The sequence below is a fragment of the Paenibacillus sp. JZ16 genome, from assembly GCF_015326965.1.
Taxonomy (GTDB): domain Bacteria; phylum Bacillota; class Bacilli; order Paenibacillales; family Paenibacillaceae; genus Paenibacillus_AQ.
Genome location: NZ_CP017659.1, coordinates 2788154 through 2809258, shown reverse-complemented (window position 1 = coordinate 2809258; position 21105 = coordinate 2788154). Strand labels below are relative to the sequence as shown.

Sequence of the window (21105 nt, the reverse complement as noted above, 5' to 3'; positions counted from 1 at the left end):
CCCTCCTTTCATGTCTTTCTTAACCGTTGCTCTGGCTGATGCAGGGCCTACCTTTGATTGATCAGGTATTCGGAATATTGAAAAATCCGCTCCAGTGACTTTTTCCGGATCGCGGGTTCGTCAAATTTCATGGGTCTTGAATTGGCTTCGAAGAACCAGAGAACGCCTTCGCTATCAATTCCGAGGTCCATGGACATTTCGCCATGGATCTGACCAGAGCTCTTCTCAATCTGCCGTGCCATATGCACGGCTGCTTTTTTAACTTCGCTAAGGATGGCGTCGGACCGTTCCTGACCGAACACGATCGGCAGCAGCTTCTCCGGATCCTCAATCGTTCCTCCGCGAGGAACATGTGTGGTGATGCTTTTGGCGCCTGCCATTCGAGCTCCAATGCCTGTAACTGCCCAGGAGCCGTACTCGTTCTTTTGCACAAGTATGCGGAGGTCGAAGGCGCGACCGTGGACCTGGGCCAGCTCGATTCCTTGCTGGATCAGGTATGAGCTTCCTTTAGTCTCCTGATAAACACGGTTCCAAAGCCGCTCTAAGGAGGCTGCTTTGTAGGTGGTGCTGTTTTTGTTGTTCTGTATCTGTATGCGGTAGGGGAGCGATTTGTTTTTCTGATACCGCACCCTCATGATTCCTTGCCCGGCCTTGCCGTCCTCTGGTTTAAGATACAGGTAGGGCTTCCGCTTGATCATTTCATATAAAGTAGGGTAACCCTTCAATCGCTTTGTCAAGGGTGCCCACTTTTTGGTTAACCGTGATTTGTTCAGCCAAGCAAAGAGACGCCACTTATTGAAAAAGTGTGGGTTATAGATATCGATATGGGGATGTTTTTGGCATTCCTTGATTTTGCGTCGGACCCAGGGAAGGGCTTCATCCTCTCGGTAAGGGATCCGGTTATATATAACCTGGGGCAGAGGGCATAGCCTCTGCTCCCAGGAATGGTCGCTGTTCAGGATATAGCCTTTGACAGTACCCGTATCAAGCTTCAGATCACGTACGGTGACCACATAGACGATAAAGCCCATATCCTTTCCCGTTTTGATGATTTCCTGAAAGTTTTGCCGGTTGCCTCTGAACATCGTATGCGAGTCGTGCATGGTCAGGATGGCTACAACCGGTCTTCCATCACTCTCCACTCGGTTATTCACGAGTCATTCCCCCTGTGGAAGCCGCTGAGATACATACTGTGTTCAAATATATGCTCCACCGATGCTTTTCCTTCCCCTTTAAGAGAAGGGTGGTTGAATATCGATCGGCCCGGCTTCGAATTCGCTTCAAACATCCATATCCTCTCGTTATCATCTATTCCTATATCGAACCCGATTTCTCCTAACAGATGCGGATGATGATTCTCGATGGCCTCCGACATCGCGATGGCGGCGTCCTTGGCACGCTCCAGCACATCCCGAGCTTTGGAGCCGAAGGCCCGGCTGAGCGCCTGCTCCGGCGTCATCAAGGAGCCCCCGTTCTTGATATGCGTTGTGACGCTGCCCCGACCGGCTTTTTTGGCGCCGATACCAACCACGGACCACCGGTTTTTGCTGTTCTTATGCATATGAAATCTGAAGTCGATAGGGCAGCCATCGATTTCAATGAGGCGGATTCCTTGCTGGATAACATAGTTACGCAGCTTGGAGCCATGCTTGGCCTGTAGCATACGCATCAGACTGTTAAAGCTTGGGAACTTGAGAAGGGTGTTACCCCCGTTTCCGTGATATCGCGCAAAGTATCCTTTTTTGGGAAGATAGGTTAACCGGTAAATCCCGAGGCCTAAGCTTCCGGCTGAGGGCTTATAATATACAAAGTTATGGCGCTCCATCATATCCTTAATCCGCTCGGGACTAGGATTGTTATGCGTTTCCGGCAAATATTTGCCTGCCTGCACGTCGCCGTCCAGCTGGGAGTACACATCGGATTTATTGAAGAAGGCCCAGTTGAAAAATTTAATGTTGCGCTTCAGAAACCGATCTCTCAGTTGATTGGTAAAAGGGGAGAAGTCGGTTTTTCGGCTAGGCAGGCGATTATAGACGACATTAGGGAGCGGAACGGTTTTGCGGACAAAACCACCGCCGGAACCGAGCATATAGGCATGCACCGTTTCGCGCTGCCAGTTGATATCCCGGGGGGCAAAGGCATAAACGAACATTTTTTTGTTGCCCTCACGAAGAAGCTGACGAATATACGAGGTTCGGGCTCCAAAGGGGCTGGATGGATTATGCGGTCCGTCGGAGAGAACCCCAACCACGGGCCCCAGCTCGATTTCTCCTTCACGGGGGGAATGGATATAGACAGGGCCCTGTCTGGGAACGTGGATACCGTTGCGGACACCGTTGCTTAAATAGATGTGTTTCCCCGATCGATCGATCGGTTTTACAGCAGCGGACACCGTGTTGGTCCCGATGCGTAGCTTAATCGATTTCCTGCTTGATAGCCCCAGGCTCTTTAAAAGCGAACCGGATAAAAAGACGACTTTTTCGGGCTGCTGCGAGAAATGAATATTTCCGAAATTCAAACTCATGTATTTACCCTCCTAAGTTGTCGAAGCAATAAATAACGGGCGTATTGAATCGGATGTTCGACGGACAGCCGGGCTGCGTGACCATCTCCCGTTAGTGTAAATGCGCGGCGGCCCGGTTTGGAATTAACCTCCAGGATCCAGACCCGTCCCTTTGTATCCACGCCAAAATCGATTCCCAGCTCGCCAAGTCGGCCGAATCCTTCTTCGAGCAGAGATGGAAGCTGAGCGGACAGATCTCGGATGGTCTGAATGATCTTCATGGCCTTTTCTTCTCCGAAATCGGCCGTTAGATAGGGAAGGGCCGGAAATGCGGTGCCTCCCCCGTGAAGGTTCGAGGTCAGTCCTTGGCTTACGCCTTGCCGTGCAGCGATTCCTGTGATGGACCATCTGCCGCGGTCATTCTTTTGAACCAATGACCGAATATCAAACGGATCTCCGTTACGGTTATGAAGCTCCAGATAGGGTTGAATGATAAACCGGCGTCGACCGGTAAATCGACTCACCCATTCGTTCATCTCTTGTGCGGGAATAGTCTGCTGGAACATGCGATTGCTCCGGTCCCTTCCTTGCAGTCTGACACGCTGTTGATCTGTCAAAGCGAGGTACAAAGTATGACGACCCTGAGAGCCTCCGCTAGGCTTCATGAAAAGTCCGCTGCCAAAAGCCAGCAGGGCCCTGCTCAGTGATTCCGCTCCGGTATAACTTAAGGTTGCCGGCAGATATGGCCTTAAGGCGGAGGAGCGCTTTAATAGTTGATGCACTTTCTGCTTGCCGGGCAGACCGCGTGCCCACAGTCTTACGCCCTGCTGCAGCATTCGGTTCAGATACGCACCGGCGGCAGCCGTTTCCTCACCGTTTCGGTGCAGACATCGGTCATAGATGACGTCTGGAGGAGGAAAGGTGCCGAAACTCCAGCCTTTTCCAGGATTGAATTGATATCCTTGTATCCTGTCTATGGAGCTTTCAACACCAGAAGCAGGAGAGGCATCATCCGGACAAAAAACAAATACCTGCATGCCGAGTCCCTTGGCCTTCGAGCTAAGTTCACGGAGGAATTCCTTCTCTGCGAAGGGAGGGAAGCCCGGTTTGCGGCATACCATGACACCCAGGGTGCCTATCTTGTTTGACGACATAATGTTCTCCTTTTTTAGAACCCCGTCAAGTATTGACAGTACTGAACGAGCCGGACGGCTGACGGTCTTACTTTGGAGTCGGCATTCAGCGGTGCATTTTCACCTTTGGACGGCTTGGAGTTGACCTCCAGGAGCCAAATGCGGCCAGCCGTATCAATTGCCAAGTCAATGCCGAGCTCCCCGAAATGATAGGGAATGGCAGCCTCCAGTCCATGAGCAATATCGAGCGCCGCTTGATTCATTCGGGCGGGGGCTGTTTGTTTGGAGCTTAACGGAATACTGCTCATGGCAAGTGCGTCCTTGACGGAAGATAGCGTACCGCCTCTGGCAAGATTGGAAACAAAATGGTTTCCGCCGGCAATACGGGCCACGACCGAAGTCACTGCCCACTTGCCGTTTTTGTCTTTATGAACAAGCGCGCGAAAATCAACGTTTCGCCGGTTGATGCGGATCAAATCCAGCCCTTGCTGAATTTGATAACGCGTTTTTTTTATTTTCCCAGATAAGCTGCTGAACAGCTTTGGAAGTGAGGAGTAGGTATTCTTCTTGCTTCCTTCAAGAGAGGTGGTCATCGTTTGATATTTGCCGTTCTCTTGGCGGGATATCCGGATGATCCCTTTCCCCAGACTACCCCGCACCGGTTTCAGGAAGACCGTCCGATAAGTGGCGCACATTTTTTTGAGCGTCGGATAACCGCTGAGCAAATAGGATTCGGGCAAATATTTCTGCAGTTTCACATCAGGCCCGAGTGCCTCGAAGACATCCGATTTATCGAGAAATTTCTCGTTAAAGATTTGGGTGCCGAATCGCGATTTTACTTCTCTCATAAAATGCTGTACGCTAGGACTATTCTCCAGTTTGCGGGTAGACAGCCGGTTATTAATGACGTCCGGAGCTGGAACGCTGAGCTTTTTCCATCCCGCGTCATAAGCAATGGCTTCAAGTGTCGACGGGTTCGAACCGATCATGTCAGGTGTGAAAAAATATACATATGCGCCCTGTTTTTTAGCCGCGTTGACCATTTCCAGGCAGAAAGCTGAGATTGATCCGAAAGGTTTATCAGGTTCATCCGGTTGATATCGGCTGACCATGATCCCGATAAGCGGACCGAGCTTCAGCGTTCTTTCCGTTGGATAATATTTGACATTCATGACGGTACGAGGAAGAAGTCCCGAATGGCTGAATACCGAAGGGCTTAAGGCCAGCGAGTTCGATTTTCCTCCTGAGATAACGCGGACTTCCTGCTTGAAGGAGCCAAAGGCAAGCTGTACCTTTGAATCTGTCGGGATACGGAGCTGTCTGATGAGCCGGTCACCAAGCTTGATATCGTTATCCGAAAGCTGGGCTGAGCGGATTAATTGAGTCGATATCTTGGATTTGGTGTTGGATTTGATCTTGGATTTGCGCATGGTGGATCTCCTTCCGACAACAACTGGATACTTAAGTGAACAGACAAAAGACTTCATCTGATCATTGCATGTAATGCATCATATGAGGACATATATCCCTTGGTGATTGTACTGCTCGGGAAAAAGGAGTGCTTAAAATGCAGAACTGGCTGTTTATTTTGGTGAACGTGTGCGTTGCTGCTTTTGTTGGCGGCATCACGAACCACTTTGCAATAAAAATGCTGTTTCATCCCCGTGAAGAAAAAATTATCCTGGGCCGCCGCGTACCCTTCACGCCAGGGCTCATTCCAAAGCGAAAGGACGAAATAGCCGAGTCGTTGGGACGTGTGGTCTCGGATTACCTGGTGACAAGCGAGGGCTTGCAGGAGCTTATTCGAAAGCCGGTGTTTCGGGGTAAGATAGAGGACAGCCTCTATCGGAAGCTGGAGGAATGGAGCCAGTCGGAGCTGAGCTTCGAAGACTTGGCGCTAAAGGTATGGAGTTCCGAACAGTGGGAGCAATTGAAGGTCCGTGCCGAACAATCGGCCCGCCAGCTCACAGCCCGGGGTGCCGCAGCAGTATGGCACGGATACGGATTAGAGGCAAAGCCGCTGAAGGAGCTTGTTCCCGGTTGGTCCGAGGAAACGATCCAGGGCTGGAGCGGGGCTGCCGCCGATATTGTGCTGAAGGAGCTGAGGAGCACGCTGTTGTCCGCGAAGGGGCAGCTTATGCTATCGGATGTGGCTTCTTCACTCATCGATAAGGCAGGCGGATTTTTGGGGACGATGGCTTCGATCTTTGTGGATGAGGATAAACTGGTCCAGAAGCTGACGCCCATGCTGATTCAGCAGCTGGAGGGTGAGAAGATCCGCAAGACCATCACGGATATTATCTCAGGAAAGCTGTCGTATTACGGTGAGATGCCGCTCGGGAATTTCATCGAACATGCCGCTGGTGAGCCGGGCCTCGCTTGGATCTCCCGCACATTGGATGACAAGCTTCCTTGGTCCAAGTGGATTCAGCAAATCGAGTCTCTTCGCGTAGGCGAGCTGATTGGACCGCGAATGCCTGCCATCGAAGCAGCTCTGCCTGGACTGCTCGATAAGGGACTGGGCTTCCTTGAGCGAAGCATCCCGGCGGCCATGAAGGCTGTAAACTTACCGCAGCTCGTTCAGGAGCAGGTGGAGAAGTTCCCGATTGAGCGGCTGGAAGAGATCATCCTGAGTGTGTCCGGCCGCGAATTCAGGGCCATCACCTGGCTTGGGGTGCTGCTTGGCGGAGTGATCGGATTGTTCCAATCCATGCTGACCATACTGTGGAGATAAGAATTTTGATGGAGTAAGGATTAAGGCAAGAGGCGAATTCAAATACGGCGTTTAAGCCGAATATATTGGAGGAATTACGAATGAACATTTATGACAAGGCACATGATTTGGCAAAAGCGATGAAGGAAAGCAAGGAGGTGGAAGAAATTACCTCTGCTATGAAACTCGTGGATGCAGATCCGGAGAGCAGACGCATGCTGGATGACTTCCGACAGCGCCAGATGGAACTTCAACAGCGCATGATGTCCGGCGATATGCCGGCACAGGACGAAATGGAGAAGATGGAGAAGCAGTTTGAGGTGCTGAGCCTGAACCTGAACATCCGCCGCTTGTTCGACGCTGAGCGCCGTCTGAGTGTCATCATCGAAGACGTGAACAAGATTATATCGGATAGTCTTCAGCATCTGTATGGTCCAGCCCAACCCTAGACGTTCCCTTTTTTAAGGCTGCGGACAATAAACTTCAACACAAATTCGGTACATTTTTAAAAACTTGTCTCATAAATTGCGCAAGCTCCTCATAGAGTAGAAATATAGATTTCAGAGAGTAGAGGAGCTGCGTTTACAATGAAAAAAAAGAAGAACAAGTTTAAACACACCGCTTACTTATTGGTTGCACTCGGCATGTTGATATACGCCCTTCCCAGCATTTCTTTCTCTGGCGGGTTCTCATGGGTTTCGCTGTTCGGTGCAGTCTGGGCAGGATTTGCCCTGCTTGTGATCGGTTCGCATCTCTATTACCTTATCGGTGTAGATGAAGCGAAACAGAAAGCGCTCGATGAGATCCGCAAGGAGAAATTGCGTCAATGGGAATTGAAATGGCCGGAGGAACAGAAGAGCCAAGAAGCCAATTAAGCGTTGGATCACAGCGAGAGCTGTGACGAACAAAAACCTCCCTTTAAGGGGTACGGTTGGATCGCCCATCCGTTAACCTTCAGGGGAGGTTTTTTTGTGTCTGACGGGTATGGGAGCTTCATAGGACGTGATATAATAGATACAGTATGGTACAGATAGTGTTCTGGGGGTGTAACAGTTGGACGTTCGAGATGATACGATTACCAAACACGAGCAATTGGTTCAACATATTGAAAGTTTGAAGGTTGGAAGCAAAATCTCGGTACGACGGTTGGCCAAAGAGATGGGCGTCAGCGAGGGAACCGCTTATCGGGCGGTAAAGGAAGCGGAAAGCCTGGGCATCGTGGTCACGAAGGAAAGGATCGGCACGGTTCGTGTGGAACGGAAGCCGCGTAACATATCCGAGCAGCTTACGTTTGCCGATGTCGTTGAAATTGTGGAAGGGCATGTGCTCGGCGGTGCGGAAGGGCTTAATAAAAGCTTGCATAAATACGTGATTGGCGCCATGAAGGTGGAGGCGATGATTCGATATATCGATGCCGGAAGCCTCATGATTGTCGGTAACCGCGAAGATGCCCATTCCCTGGCACTCGAGCAGGGGGCGGGCGTGTTGATTACGGGCGGTTTCGGAACCAGCCGGGAAGTGAAACAGCTGGCAGACCAGCTGTATCTGCCCATTATATCGTCCAGGCATGACACATTTACCGTCGCCTCCATGATTAACCGCGCCATTTTTGACCGATTAATCAAGAAGAAAATTATGCTGGTGGAGGATATCGCTCATGATAAGCCGAAGAATCACCAGTTGAAAAACTCCGTCACCGTTCAGGAATTCAAACGGATTTCACAGGCGACCGGGCAAATCCGGTATCCGGTAACAGACGAATGGAACCGGGTCATCGGCATCGTCGGGGTTCGGGATGTGGAAGGGCTCGCCGAAACTCAGCCGATCGAGAAAGCGATGACCCGCAATCCGGTAACGGCAAGCATGAAAACGTCGCTCGCATCTGCGGCGCAGATTATGATGTGGGAAGGGATCGATTTTCTTCCGATTGTGGATCGGAACCGCAAGCTGCTTGCAACGGTTACTCGTAAAGAAGTGTTAGGAGCACTGCGGGATGCACGAAACCAGCCTCAGCTTGGCGAGACGTTTGATCAGCTGATCTGGAATGGGATTGCAGAGGATCGGGATGAGGAAGGGCGTTTGTTCTTTCACGGTTTTATCACGCCCCAAATGGCTTCAGAACTTGGAACGATTTCGCAAGGGGTGCTCACGACCGTCATGAGCCAAGCTGCGGTTAAAGCGGCCAAGGATATTAGCGGCTGGGATCATGTGCTGGACCATCTGTCGACGTATTTCATCCGGCCCGTGCAGATCGAGGATCCGATCGTCATTATGCCAAAATTGCTGGAGATCAGCCGCCGTACCTGCAAGATGGAGATCGAGATCCAGCATCAGACAAACCTGATTGCAAAAGCGGTCATGACGATGCAGGCGATCGATCACGGCTAACGTTAAACTCCGGACAAAATAAAGGGGCATCCCGCGGGTCTTCATGGACCTTGCGGGATGCCCCTGTTCCGTTCAATTTGACTTAGCTGGCCGTCCGCGAATTCTTCAGTCTGCTGTAATAGGTGCGGCTTCTTATGCCGGCAAATATATTAAATGCGCCAAGCACCAAGAACACAGCTTCTACAATGACAGCCGGCGTGGAGCCGCTGAACAGAAACATGCAGACCAGCGAAAGGGAAACCAGCATAATGCCCATACAGAGGTTCATCATGGACATATAGATGCCGCGGTCCGCGGGATCCGCTACTCGGCGTGCGCGAATGCTATAGAGCGCGGCAGCTACGACGGACAGGACGAGGATAATATACAGGATATAGTGGATGACGGTTATCATGGAATGGAAGGCTCCTTCATATTCGGTAACATGCTCGCAATGTGGTGTTCATGTGCTGCTTCGTGATCTAAAGATGACTTTTTGAACAACCTCTAAAAGCATGTTAGATTCGATCATTTACAATAGTATGTATTGTATCATGATCCGGTTGACTTTGCATCCACATGATCAACGCTAACCCAGATTTGCAGCACGCCTTCCATGACGAGCATGGTCTTGATTTGGACCTTGTAATCTTTCTCGCGGACGGTATAAATTTTGTCGCTGAGGAGTGAGCGCGTCAGCTTGCTGTCCGCGTCGATATCAAACACGTTGCGGCCGCGAAGGGCAGCCAGATCTTCGCTCATAAGCCTGACGAGCTCTTTGATGATGACGGGATCCAGCGGAACCCTGTCGTTTTGTTCGCTGCGGATCTTGATTTCCTTGATGACCGTGGATTGTTTATTGTATTTTTTTAACGACTCGATATCTTCTTCGTATTGCGTTATTTTGAGCTGCTGCTCCTGATTCGTTAACCATAATTTATTGTAGGCTGCATGATAAACCGAATTGTAGACGATGCTGCCGACAACCATTCCCAGCACGAAGATGGATGCGATCTGATAGAAGGGGCGGAAGCGGTGGGCTGGAGGTACGCGCATCATTCAGCTCCGGCTGAAGCACACCCATTTGACCAGCTCGCTGCCCATATGTGCTCCAAGAAATGCAAAACCCAGATATAAAACCTGCTTGATGGCAGGGGATAAATTCCCGTCAAGCACGTTGCTTTCAATGACCCGCATCGGATCAATGGTGCCCCCGATCGCGGCCGCAAGAGCCCATATTTTAATCCGGTCGGCCACTTCAACCATGGTCAGGGTCGGGGGCTGCAGGGACAGCACGGCGCCCACGCCTCCCACCATGGCTCCCCCAGCACGATGCCGAAGGCTATAAAAAAGTCCAGGATCGCTTTGGATAAAAAAACGCTCATGCCCTCATGTCTCCTTTCTACTCTCGGTGGATGTTATGGCAAACGCCTGTCCACGTACTCCCTAGTTTCATTCTATGGGCGGGCCTAGCGGGATTATGATAAAATGGTATAAAGACTTTTTCAGATATTTCTGGATGGATTTCAAATATACATGTACCGGCGAAAGGAAGGCGTTACGATGAGCTCTTTCGTGCATTTGCACGTGCATAGTGAATACAGTTTGCTCGATGGAGCGGCACGTATCGGTGACCTGGTGCGGGAAGCGGCGGCGCTTGGCATGAAATCGCTGGCCCTGACGGATCATGGCGTGATGTATGGTGCCATTCCGTTCTATAAAGCCTGCCTGGCGCAAGGCATCAAACCGATTATCGGCTGCGAGGCCTATATTACGGCAGGCTCCCGCAAGGAGCGGGGAAGCCGCAAGGATCAGCCGATCTATCATTTGATTCTGCTTGCCAAGAATGAGACCGGCTATCGCAATTTGATGAAGCTGTGCTCGATCGGGCATTTGGAGGGGTACCATTACAGACCCCGAATCGATATGGAGGCGCTGGCCGCCCATCATGAAGGCATCATATGTCTCAGCGCTTGCTTGGGCGGCGAGGTTCCCCAGCATCTGCTTCACGGACGCGAAGCGGAAGCGAAAGCTGCCGCGCTTCGTTATCAGGCGATTTTTGGAGAAGACTACTATCTGGAGCTGCAGGATCACGGAATTCCGGAGCAGAAACGCGTGAATCCCCAGCTGATTCAGCTTAGCCGCGAGACCGGCATTCCGCTGGTTGCGACCAACGATGTGCATTATCTGACCGAGAGCGATGCCGAGGTACAGGACGTCCTGATCTGCATCGGCACGGGAAAGACGGTCGAAGATGAGGATAGGCTGCAGATCCAGACGAATCAGCTCTATTTGAAGAGCGGCAGCGACATGGAGCGATTATACCCCCATGTGCCTGAAGCTATATTGAATACGGCTAAGATTGCGGACCAATGCAACCTGGAGCTGGAATTCGGCAAGTCGATTTTGCCGGAATACAGCTCGCTACCGGAAGGGAAGAATGCAGCCGAATACCTGCGGGAGCTCTGTTTGAACGGTCTGCAAGAACGTTACGGGAATACGGAGCGGTGGCAGGATGAAGCAGAGCGCAGCGAGCTGGAGCAGCGACTGAACTATGAGCTCGGCGTCATCGAGAACATGGGCTTCAGCGATTATTTCTTGATCGTATGGGACTTTATCGCCTATGCCCACAGGCAAGGCATCGCGGTTGGACCGGGCCGGGGTTCATCGGCGGGCAGCCTGGTGGCCTACACCCTTCAGATTACGAATGTGGACCCGATGAAATATAAATTGTTGTTTGAACGCTTCCTGAATCCGGAGCGGATAACGATGCCGGATATTGATATCGACTTCAGTGACGAGCGCCGGGAAGAGGTCATTGATTATGTGGTGGATAAATACGGGAAAGAGCATGTCGCCCAGATTATTACGTTCGGTACGATGGCGGCAAGGGCGGCCGTCCGAGATGTTGGACGTGCGCTGAATGTGCCGTTCGGGGATGTGGACAAGGCGGCCAAGCTGATCCCTAACCATCTGGGCATCAGCATCGCGGGAGCGATGGAGCAAAGCCCGCAGCTGAAGGAGCAGTACGAGACGAAGCCGAAGGTGCGCGAGCTGATCGATATGGCGATGAAGGTTGAGGGCATGCCCCGTCATGCTTCGACGCATGCAGCAGGCATTGTCATTTCCCGCGATCCGCTGACGGATGCGGTTCCGCTGCAGGAAGGGAGCGAGAAGACGGCGCTGACGCAGTATTCCATGGAGAATCTGGAGAGCGTGGGCCTGCTCAAGATGGATTTTTTGGGTCTGCGGACGTTATCCATCATAGAGCGTACCCTGAGATGGATTCAAGAATTGACCGGCAGAACACTCGATTTCGAACAAGTGCCGGATGACGATCATCTGACGTATGAGATGCTGGGACGCGGCGATACCACGGGCGTATTTCAGCTTGAATCCGCGGGCATCCGGCGGGTGCTGAAGGATCTGAAACCTTCGGTGTTTGAGGATATCGTATCCGTGAATGCCTTGTACCGTCCGGGTCCCATGGAGTTTATTCCGAAGTTCATTCAAGCCAAGCACGGCCGGATTGAGCCGGAGTATCCCCATTCGGACCTGATCCCGATATTAGGCGATACGTACGGCATTATCGTCTATCAGGAGCAGATCATGCAGATCGCTTCGACGATGGCCGGCTTCTCGCTCGGGGAAGCGGATTTGCTGCGAAGAGCGGTGTCGAAGAAGAAGCGCGAAGTACTGGACCGGGAGCGGAGCCATTTCGTTTCAGGCAGTCTCAAGCTCGGTTATAGCGAGGATGAGGCCAACCGCGTGTACGATATGATCGTCCGGTTCGCGAACTACGGATTTCCCCGTGCGCATGCCGCCGCTTACGGCGTGCTGGCCTTCCAGACGGCTTATCTTAAGGCGCACTATCCGGTTCCGTTCATGGCTTCCATGCTGACGGCCGTTATGGGCAGCCACCGGAAGGTAGCCGAATACGTGCTGGAGGCACGGCGCCTCGACATCGAGGTCATGCCGCCGGACGTCAACGAAAGCGGAACGTATTTTACCCCGGTCATGAGCGGTTCTGCTGCCGAGGGCGGTGATAATGAAGGCCAACGTCCGGCCGGAGGCGGAATCCGATTCGGGCTAGCCGCGATCAAGAACGTAGGCACGCAGGCAGTGGAGAATATCGTCGAGATCAGGCGTGAAAAGCCGTTTGAAAGCCTGCTCGATTTTTGCCGCCGGGTAGACCTCCGCGTATGCAACAAGCGCGTGATCGAGTCGCTTATCCAGGCAGGGGCTTTTGATTCCTTGCAGGGACACCGTTCCCAGTTGGTTGCCATGCTGGACGAAACGGTCGAAGCGGCCGTGAAGTGGAGAAAGGAACGGGATGATCTCCAGATTCAGCTCTTCGACTTCGTGGAAACCACGAATTGGGACATCGAATATCCGGACATCCCGCCATATACCACAAGTCAGCAGCTCGAATTCGAACGCGAGCTGCTGGGCATGTATTTGTCCGGCCATCCGCTGGACGGCTTCGAAGATACGCTGACGGAGTCCGGAGCTGATCGGTTAATGGATCTCCATGAAGCGGAAGATGAATCGATGGCTACGGTTGCCGGTATGGTGGTTACACTGAAGACCATTACGACGAAACAGGGAAAGGCGATGGCCTTCATGGAGTGCGAGGATCAAATTGAGCGCTGTGAGGTCGTTCTCTTTCCTGAAGTGTGGAAGCGAAGCGCGCATCTGATTGAAAAAGGCGCGCTGCTGGCGATCCGCGCGAAGGTTCAGCTGCAGGACGAAGGCTTTAAGCTGCTGGCCGAAGAAATCGCGCCGCTTGAGCCGCAAACCTTGAGTCAACTGGTTCACCGGAGCAAGGTTCGGGGAGCAGCGGGCGGCAGAGGAAGATCCGGCGGAGAGAATAACGGCCGTAGTGGTAAATCGGGCGCCGGCATCCAGCCAGTTTCGGCCGGTAATCCATCGGCAGTCCAGAATCCGGAGCGGCTTGCCGCCCGGAGTGGACAGGATTCGACCTCTATCCGAAACGAGGCGTCGGGTGGCAGCCTATCGCCCGAGAAGGAATCTCGTACCGTCGTATCGAATCATAAGGCTGAGCAGCGTGTGTTTGTGAAAATAACGGCCGATGCGGAGCAATCGGAGCTGCTGGTGAAGCTGAAAGAGCTCCTGCAGCAGCATCCGGGGCATGTGCAAACGGTGCTGTTTTATGAGCGAAGCCAGAAGGTGCTTGCGCTTAGCGAAGCTTATCGAATCAAGCCTTCCACAGAGCTTTTTGCCGAAATGGAAAGCATGCTGGGCAAGGACACCGTTAAAGTGAAGTAACATGAAAATTTAAGAACGTTTCGCATCCCTCCCGCATACAATTAGGACACTACAGGTAATGTTGGCCGAGTACTCGCATGAAGAAGGCTCTTTCATGATAGAGAAGGATTGAAGGAGCGCGGCCAAAGACGCGGGGGGGATTTGTGATGTCAATGGACTTGGCAGAGAGCATGCTCAGCCGCAGAGGAGTCAGCGTAAGCTCCATCGCGGATATTGTGTTGAAGCTTCAACAGCGTTATCATCCGAAGTTAACCATCGAGCAGTGTGAAGAAAGCGTCCGGGCCGTTCTCGGCAAGCGCGAAGTGCAGTATACGCTGTATACAGGCATTGCGCTGGATGAATTGGCCGAGAAGAAGCTGCTGCCGGAGCCGCTGCAATCGATTATGGAGCAAGACGAACCGCTTTACGGAGTGGATGAGACCATGGCGCTTGGCGTCACGAGCATTTATGGCATGATAGGACTGACCAGTTTCGGTTACCTGGACAAGGAAAAAATGGGTGTAATCGAGATATTAAATGAAAAGTCGGACGGGATCCATGTGTTTCTGGATGATCTCGTTGCAGGCATCGCCGCTGCCGCTTCCTCGCGCATCGCGCATAACAATCCTGATGCGGCGCATTATACCGCGGGTTCTGACTGATTTGCGCGAGCGGTGTCGAATGGCTGCCTGAGGGTATAGATTTGGCTTTCAGCCCCCTGCTCTCTTTGTTGAGGTAAAAACTGAAGTATGTTATCATTATCCATTATATCGGCTCAGGATATGCCTGTGGGACGAGATTAGGGGGATCTGAAAGGCATGTGGACGGTAATCTATATTGCGCCAACTGCAAAGGTGGCGGAAATGATCAAGACCAGGCTAACGGAAGAAGGTTTTTTGGTTCAAAGCCGTCCTGTGAATCTTTCCAAACAGCAGTTTGAGATTTTGGTACCCTCCGGAGAGCTTGAGGAAGTACAGGAAGTGTTGAATTCGATATTGCACCCCTAGTTTCATCTGGGTTACATAGCGAAGCTTAGCGTACGGATCGGCGATGTGCTATTGCGGCGGCCATTCAAATTTACGGCTGGAGAGGTGTAGTTGTGTTTAAAGACTTGTTTCAGAAAAAAAGGAAATACGCAACGATCCCATCGGAACGACTTGGGACAGCAGGGCAGCCTCAGGAAGGCGAACGCCCGAAACGGGAAATTCCGGAAGGTCTGATGAATAAGTGTGCTAAGTGCGGCACCATTCAATACAGCAAAGAGCTTGAGAAGAATCTGAAAGTGTGTCAGGAATGCGGACATCATATGCGCCTGAACGCGGTAGAACGGATTGCCATGACCCTGGATGAGACAGGCTTTGAAGAGTTTGATGCGGATATGATCTCGGTGGATCCGCTCAAGTTTCCGGGATATGCGGCCAAGCTCGAGCAGCAGAAGATGAAATCCGGTCTTCATGATGCGGTTATTACCGGTCAAGGGTCGATTCTCGGCCAGCCTGTTGTAGTAGCTGTCATGAGTTTTGATTTCTTCACGGGAAGCATGGGCTCCGTCGTCGGGGAAAAAATCACCCGAGCGATCGAGTTTGCGACGGACAAGCGTTTACCGCTCATTATTTTCTCCACCTCCGGCGGCGCCCGGATGCAGGAGAGCATTCTCAGTTTGATGCAGATGGCCAAAACAAGCGCAGCCTTGTCCAGGTTTAACGAGCTCGGCGGGCTCTATATTTCAGTGATAACGGATCCGACGACCGGCGGTGTATCCGCCAGCTTTGCGACGCTTGGCGATATCAATATTGCCGAGCCGGGAGCCGTATTCGGTTTTGCGGGTCGTATCGTTATTGAACAGACCATTCGCCAGAAGCTGCCGGATGATTTCCAGACAGCGGAGTTCAACTTGGCGCATGGTCAGCTTGACATGGTTATTCATCGGAAAGATATGCGCTCCATGCTTGGTAAGCTGCTGGAGATGCATACCGTGAAAGGGGGATTCTGATGTCAGGCGAATTGCCTTTTGAAATGCCACTTGCCGAAATGCGCAAGAAGATCGATGAATTGAAACAATTCGGACAGGAAAAAGGGATCGATTTCACGGATGAAATCGCCCGCCTGGAAGAACGATATAGTCGCTTGGAGGAAGAAATCTATTCTTCGATTTCGCCTTCCCAGAAAATGCATCTGGCCCGTCATCAGCAGCGACCGACGTCGCTTGATTTGATCCAGCTGATCTTTACGGATTTTATCGAGCTGCATGGAGATCGTCTCTACGGGGACGATCTTGCCGTTGTCGGTGGCTTGGCCAAACTTGACGGTGTTCCCGTCACGGTGGTCGGTCAGCAGCGCGGTAAGGATACGAAAGACAATATTGCGCGTTTCTTCGGAAGTCCGCATCCGGAAGGCTTCCGTAAAGCCCTGCGGCTTATGCAGCAGGCGAACAAGTTCAAGCGTCCTATTATCACGTTTATTGATACAAAAGGCGCATATCCGGGTAATACAGCAGAAGAAAGAGGTCAGTCCGAGGCGATTGCTCGTAATCTACGGGAAATGTCGTCACTTGGGGTGCCTATTGTTTGTGTGGTCATCGGCGAAGGTGGAAGCGGCGGTGCTCTTGCGATGGCTGTAGGCAATCGTGTCCTGATGCTTGAGCATGCTATCTACTCTGCCATTTCACCGAACGGCGCCGCATCCATTCTGTGGAAGGACGCATCCAAAGCGGATCAGGCTGCGGAAGCCATGAAGATCACTGCTAAGGACCTGCTCGAGATGGAAGTCATTGAGGAAATTATACCGGAGCCTAAGGGCGGTGCGCACCGAAACTATGAAGAGACGGCCGCCGCGATTCAAAGCGCACTGATCAGCCAGCTGAAAGAACTATCCGTTATGGATGCCTGCGAGCTGAAGGAAGACCGGTACCGCAAATTCCGCAAGATCGGCGAATTCGATTTTGCGAAAGCGGAACAGGAAGACGTGATTATGTAAAAGTTCTGATGAGTATGTGACGATATGACAAAGTTCCTATACAAATTAGACTTTTTGTAGTAGATTTAGTTGTTGGAAAAAGAGATATAGAGAACCCTTTAATAAACGGAGGAAACCCAAATGCGCAAAACAAAAATTGTATGTACCATCGGTCCTTCCAGTGAATCGTTGGAAAACACCAAGAAGCTCATTATGGCCGGCATGAACGTGGCTCGTCTGAACTTCTCTCACGGCGACTTCGAGGAGCATGGCAACCGGATCAAGAACATCCGCCAAGCTTGCGAAGAGTTGAACAAAACGGTAGCGATCCTGCTTGACACCAAAGGACCGGAAATCCGTACAGGCAAACTTGAAGTGGAACCGATTGAGCTTGTACAAGATGAATATATCACCCTTACTACCGAGGAAATCCTTGGTGATAAGAATCGTTTGTCCATTACTTATAAAGAGTTGCCGCAAGATGTTCAAGTCGGATCCACGATCTTGATCGATGACGGTCTGATCGGTCTGACCGTGGTGGAGATTCAAGGCACCGAAATCAGATGCCGCATCGTCAATGGCGGAACCATTAAGAGCAAAAAAGGTGTAAACGTACCGGGAGTCGCGATTTCTCTCCCAGGCATTACGGAAAAAGACGCCAACGATATCATTTTCGGGATCGAACAGGGCATCGATTTTATTGCCGCTTCCTTCGTTCGTAAAGCAAGTGACGTGCTTGAAATTCGCGAATTGCTGAAGAAGCATAATGGCGAGCACATCCAAATCATCTCCAAAATCGAGAACCAGCAGGGCGTTGACAACCTGGATGAAATCCTCGAAGTATCCGACGGCTTGATGGTAGCCCGTGGCGACCTCGGCGTAGAGATTCCGGCAGAGGAAGTTCCATTGGTTCAAAAACGCATGATCGAAAAATGTAACCTGGCTGGCAAACCGGTTATTACGGCTACGCAAATGCTGGATTCCATGCAGCGCAACCCACGTCCTACCCGTGCGGAAGCAAGTGACGTTGCCAATGCGATTTTTGACGGTACCGATGCGATCATGCTGTCCGGCGAAACGGCTGCAGGTAAATACCCTGTAGAATCCGTATTGACTATGTCCCGTATCGCTGAGAAAGCGGAATCCGCGCTGAATTACCGTGAAATGTTCTTGAAGCAGCGTATTGCTCAAGATACCAGCGTTACCGAAGCAATCAGCCAATCCGTTGCGATCTCGGCACTTGACCTGAATGCCAAAGCCATCATTTCGTCCACGGAATCCGGTCAAACAGCTCGCATGGTATCCAAATACCGTCCAGAGGCTCCTATCGTCGCCGTCACGACTCAAGACAGAACATTGAGACGTTTGGCACTGACTTGGGGCGTAACGCCGGTTAAAGGCGAACAGGCTTCTTCTACGGACGAGATGTTTGATTACGCGCTGCAAGGCGGCGTGAAGTCCGGTCTCGTGAAAGAAGGCGATCTTGTTGTGATTACAGCAGGCGTGCCACTGGGCCGTTCCGGTTCGACCAACCTCCTGAAAGTGGATCAAATTCCACAGGAGAAGTAATACAACGTCAAGAATCCGTTGGATTCTGAATATAGCAGCATATAAGCAATGGACGATGATTCTGTCGACCATTGCTTTTTGCATAGATAAGGGGTGATGTTGATGCCTAAACCATCCGTACCGACACTAAGCCGCTGGTTCTGGACGTCATTTCGGGTGCGTTACCAGGAAAGCGATCAAATGGGTGTCGTATACCACGCGAACTATTTAAACTGGTTCGAGATCGGACGTACCCAAATGATCCGTGAAATGGGATTTACGTATCGCGGAATGGAAGAAGAAGGTGTCCTCCTCCCGGTGGTTGATCTTGATATCAAGTACCGTCAGCCTGCGCGGTATGATGATCTTGTAACGGTGTTTACCAGAATGACTGCTTTCTCCCCGCTTCGAATACACTATGAATATGAGGTCCGTTTGTTAAGCGAACAGGAGCAGGCAGATTTGGAGGCGATGGATCTGTCTCCCGAATCCGAGCTTCCCGGTTCCTTGTTAACGGCCGGCGCGACCCGTCATGTATGGCTGAATAGAGAGTGGAAGCCGGCCCGACTGGATAAATGCGCGCCAAAGCTGTATGATGCATTGAGGGACACCCTTTGGGGGAGGAAGGAGTAGCTTCATGTTCAAATGGTTGCTGGCAGCGATGATCTTCGTGCCTGCTATTGAAATATTCGGCTTTCAGTTTGTTGCGGATCGCGTGGGCGGCATGAATACCTTGCTATTGACACTGCTAACCTCTGCGGTTGGCGTGGCCATGATGAGGTTCGAAGGTCGCAAAGCGATGGAAGATGCCAAGCAGAGAATGAACTCAGGCATGGTTCCGGGTGCTTCCATGGCCGACGGCCTATGTATATTTGCGGGTGGAGTGCTACTTATTCTGCCGGGCTTTGTAACTGACATAATCGGATTTACGCTGATATTTCCGCTGACTCGCCCGCTGTATCGGATATTGCTGTTGAAATGGATGAAGAAAAATATGAAAAACGGCAAGATTACGATCTTTCGCAGATAATACAAGCAGGATCACCCATAAGACCGGCCCATCATGGGCCGGTCTATTTATTTATGGAGTACGAGGAAATATCAGGAATCGGCAATTCCCATGAGTTCGTCCGACTGCTATCTGAACCTGCCTCCGATAATATAATTCCTTAGGTCCTTGAATACGTGGGCCCGGTGAAAGGCATCCAGGATGACAAGCGACACTGGACCTAAAATCAGTCCCAGAATGCCGAACAGTTTGAGCCCGACGAACATGCCCAGCAGGGCGGCGAGCGGGTCCAGTCCCACACTGCTGGCGAGCACCTTGGGCTCCATAATCTGTCTGACGATCAGGATGATGCTGTACAGGACGGTTAGTCCGATGCCAAGCGTCAGGTCGCCCGACATAAAGGCATACAGCGACCAGGGGATCAGAACGATGCCGACGCCCAAGTAGGGGAGGAGATCCACCAAGCCGATCAGAAGACCGATGGAGAAGGCGGAATCGACCCCGAGCGCATAAAGCGTGATCATGACGATCAGGGCCGTGATGGAGATCAGAATCAGCTGGGCCCTCGCGAATCCGAACAACGCTTTTTTTAGATCCGTGAAAATATAGATCATGGGTTTGCGAATGACGTCGGGCAGGATGCGGATAAGCGCGCGATTATGGCGCTCCCAGCTGTTGCTGAGAAAGAACGTGGACAGTAAAACCACAATGAGAATCGTGCCCAAGTTGGGCAGGTAATAAATAATTTGCAGAATTCCGTTAAAAATACCGGTAACGAGGTCGGTCACGGCCGTGCCAATCGTTTGCGTCGTGCGGGTAATGTTCTGATTGATGGTATCGTGATAATTCGGGTTGTTCTGATAGAACCGGCTAATCTCATTGATGATATTCTGGAAGCTATCATTCTGGGTCCATGCGGTCAGCCATTCCATCCAGGCATCAATATGAAGATTGAAGGACTGGGACAGGATAATAAGCTCCTTGACCAGTCTCGTGACAGCCGCCGTGAGAATCAGCAGAGCCGCTCCGAAATACAGCAGCAGGGACAACATGACAGCGAGCCACCGCGGCAGCTTCAAACTCCGCTGAAGCAGGCGGACGCAAGGATTCATGGCATAAGCGATGATCCAGGACAGGAGGAAGGGGTAAAGCAGCGGCAGCAGTACATATATCAAATAGGCGATCACGAAGATGGAAGACAGCACCCACACTCCCCGGCCAAAACGCTTGAGCATCAATCGTTCCAAACAATCACACTCCTTTGCAGCACTTCAGGGACGAGCAGAAACGCTCATTCCTATACGTATGCAAGGAGATTCAATATAAGGATAAAGAGTTGGAAAAGGCTTGTCTTCATGATTCGACAATGAGAATTATCACAGGTATAATGGAATTGTAAGTGATTTCAAAAAAATGTTTATGGTGTCGATAAAACAATTTGATGCGGCGAATGTCGCTGCTCATGTTCACATATCAGACAAAATCCAGTATGATATGAGAAGGTTTGTGACTAGGACCATAGCAATTTTTTTCGCGTTTTTCTTTTTTATCCGACTTCATGAAAATGTTTTCATGAATGTCAAAATAGTTCAGTTTATCCCGATCATAA

At 51.3% G+C, this 21105-nt stretch carries 19 protein-coding genes and 1 pseudogene; 12 read left to right on the top strand and 8 right to left on the bottom strand.

The features are described from left to right. Nucleotides 1–47 precede the first annotated feature (47 nt). The 4 genes from BJP58_RS12630 to BJP58_RS12615 are packed head-to-tail and all read right to left on the bottom strand — an operon-like array spanning nucleotide 48 to nucleotide 5066. On the bottom strand, nucleotides 48–1154 hold the full coding sequence (locus BJP58_RS12630; RefSeq protein ID WP_194544205.1) for a YheC/YheD family endospore coat-associated protein: 1107 nt from the start codon (nucleotides 1152–1154) through the stop codon (nucleotides 48–50). Then, nucleotides 1151–2524: a YheC/YheD family endospore coat-associated protein gene (locus BJP58_RS12625; RefSeq protein WP_071218051.1), complete on the bottom strand. Its 1374-nt coding sequence runs from the start codon at nucleotides 2522–2524 to the stop codon at nucleotides 1151–1153. Before BJP58_RS12625 ends, BJP58_RS12630 begins: the two co-directional genes overlap by 4 nt. After that, nucleotides 2521–3657 carry a YheC/YheD family endospore coat-associated protein gene (locus BJP58_RS12620; protein ID WP_194544204.1) on the bottom strand — a complete coding sequence of 379 codons (1137 nt, stop codon included), beginning with the start codon at nucleotides 3655–3657 and terminating at the stop codon, nucleotides 2521–2523. Before BJP58_RS12620 ends, BJP58_RS12625 begins: the two co-directional genes overlap by 4 nt. Before the next feature lie 14 nt (nucleotides 3658–3671). Further along, a complete protein-coding gene (locus tag BJP58_RS12615) occupies nucleotides 3672–5066 on the bottom strand; it encodes a YheC/YheD family endospore coat-associated protein (RefSeq protein WP_194544203.1) in 1395 nt (464 codons plus the stop codon). 137 nt (nucleotides 5067–5203) lie between these two features. On the opposite strand from BJP58_RS12615, the gene BJP58_RS12610 reads away from it, so the two are divergent. From BJP58_RS12610 to BJP58_RS12595, 4 genes are all read left to right on the top strand, one after another. After that, nucleotides 5204–6370, top strand: a complete 1167-nt coding sequence (locus BJP58_RS12610) for a DUF445 domain-containing protein (RefSeq protein ID WP_194544202.1) — start codon at nucleotides 5204–5206, stop codon at nucleotides 6368–6370. Between the two features lie 80 nt (nucleotides 6371–6450). Further along, nucleotides 6451–6798: a YlbF/YmcA family competence regulator gene (locus tag BJP58_RS12605; protein WP_071218055.1), complete on the top strand. Its 348-nt coding sequence runs from the start codon at nucleotides 6451–6453 to the stop codon at nucleotides 6796–6798. 138 nt (nucleotides 6799–6936) lie between these two features. Further along, nucleotides 6937–7224, top strand: coding sequence for a hypothetical protein (locus BJP58_RS12600; RefSeq protein WP_076324342.1), 288 nt, complete (start codon nucleotides 6937–6939; stop codon nucleotides 7222–7224). Between the two features lie 178 nt (nucleotides 7225–7402). Next, entirely contained in the window at nucleotides 7403–8737 is a 1335-nt protein-coding gene (locus BJP58_RS12595; protein WP_194544201.1) for a DRTGG domain-containing protein, read from the top strand. An 82-nt stretch (nucleotides 8738–8819) separates the two neighbouring features. On the opposite strand, the gene BJP58_RS12590 is transcribed toward BJP58_RS12595, so the two are convergent. The 3 genes and pseudogenes from BJP58_RS12590 to BJP58_RS12580 all read right to left on the bottom strand — a co-directional run bounded on the left by BJP58_RS12590 (nucleotide 8820) and on the right by BJP58_RS12580 (nucleotide 10101). Then, a complete protein-coding gene (locus tag BJP58_RS12590; protein ID WP_194544200.1) occupies nucleotides 8820–9131 on the bottom strand; it encodes a YtpI family protein in 312 nt (103 codons plus the stop codon). Nucleotides 9132–9268: 137 nt separating this feature from the next. Next, nucleotides 9269–9772: a sporulation membrane protein YtrI gene (locus tag BJP58_RS12585; RefSeq protein WP_113057501.1), complete on the bottom strand. Its 504-nt coding sequence runs from the start codon at nucleotides 9770–9772 to the stop codon at nucleotides 9269–9271. Nucleotides 9773–9775: 3 nt separating this feature from the next. Further along, a pseudogene (locus BJP58_RS12580) lies at nucleotides 9776–10101 on the bottom strand (YtrH family sporulation protein). Between the two features lie 178 nt (nucleotides 10102–10279). On the opposite strand from BJP58_RS12580, the gene BJP58_RS12575 reads away from it, so the two are divergent. From BJP58_RS12575 to BJP58_RS12540, 8 genes are all read left to right on the top strand, one after another. Then, nucleotides 10280–14005, top strand: a complete 3726-nt coding sequence (locus tag BJP58_RS12575; RefSeq protein WP_194544199.1) for a DNA polymerase III subunit alpha — start codon at nucleotides 10280–10282, stop codon at nucleotides 14003–14005. 146 nt (nucleotides 14006–14151) lie between these two features. After that, nucleotides 14152–14646 carry a phosphatidylglycerophosphatase A family protein gene (locus tag BJP58_RS12570; protein ID WP_194544198.1) on the top strand — a complete coding sequence of 165 codons (495 nt, stop codon included), beginning with the start codon at nucleotides 14152–14154 and terminating at the stop codon, nucleotides 14644–14646. Between the two features lie 156 nt (nucleotides 14647–14802). After that, nucleotides 14803–14991: a hypothetical protein gene (locus BJP58_RS12565; RefSeq protein ID WP_006212044.1), complete on the top strand. Its 189-nt coding sequence runs from the start codon at nucleotides 14803–14805 to the stop codon at nucleotides 14989–14991. A gap of 92 nt (nucleotides 14992–15083) precedes the next feature. Then, on the top strand, nucleotides 15084–15977 hold the full coding sequence (gene accD / locus BJP58_RS12560) for an acetyl-CoA carboxylase, carboxyltransferase subunit beta (RefSeq protein ID WP_071218063.1): 894 nt from the start codon (nucleotides 15084–15086) through the stop codon (nucleotides 15975–15977). Continuing rightward, nucleotides 15977–16960 (top strand): acetyl-CoA carboxylase carboxyltransferase subunit alpha, encoded by a 984-nt coding sequence (locus BJP58_RS12555; RefSeq protein WP_194544197.1) that lies wholly within the window; start codon nucleotides 15977–15979, stop codon nucleotides 16958–16960. The genes accD and BJP58_RS12555 overlap by 1 nt, the downstream gene beginning before the upstream one ends. Before the next feature lie 120 nt (nucleotides 16961–17080). Further along, on the top strand, nucleotides 17081–18508 hold the full coding sequence (gene pyk / locus BJP58_RS12550; RefSeq protein ID WP_071218065.1) for a pyruvate kinase: 1428 nt from the start codon (nucleotides 17081–17083) through the stop codon (nucleotides 18506–18508). Between the two features lie 102 nt (nucleotides 18509–18610). Beyond that, the gene (locus tag BJP58_RS12545) at nucleotides 18611–19120 is read left to right on the top strand and encodes an acyl-CoA thioesterase (protein WP_194544196.1); all 510 of its coding nucleotides are present in this window, start codon (nucleotides 18611–18613) and stop codon (nucleotides 19118–19120) included. Nucleotides 19121–19124: 4 nt separating this feature from the next. Further along, on the top strand, nucleotides 19125–19517 hold the full coding sequence (locus BJP58_RS12540) for an FxsA family protein (RefSeq protein ID WP_194544195.1): 393 nt from the start codon (nucleotides 19125–19127) through the stop codon (nucleotides 19515–19517). A gap of 107 nt (nucleotides 19518–19624) precedes the next feature. Here BJP58_RS12540 and ytvI read toward each other — a convergent pair whose 3' ends face one another. Beyond that, a complete protein-coding gene (gene ytvI, locus BJP58_RS12535; RefSeq protein ID WP_194544194.1) occupies nucleotides 19625–20743 on the bottom strand; it encodes a sporulation integral membrane protein YtvI in 1119 nt (372 codons plus the stop codon). Nucleotides 20744–21105: the final 362 nt, after the last annotated feature.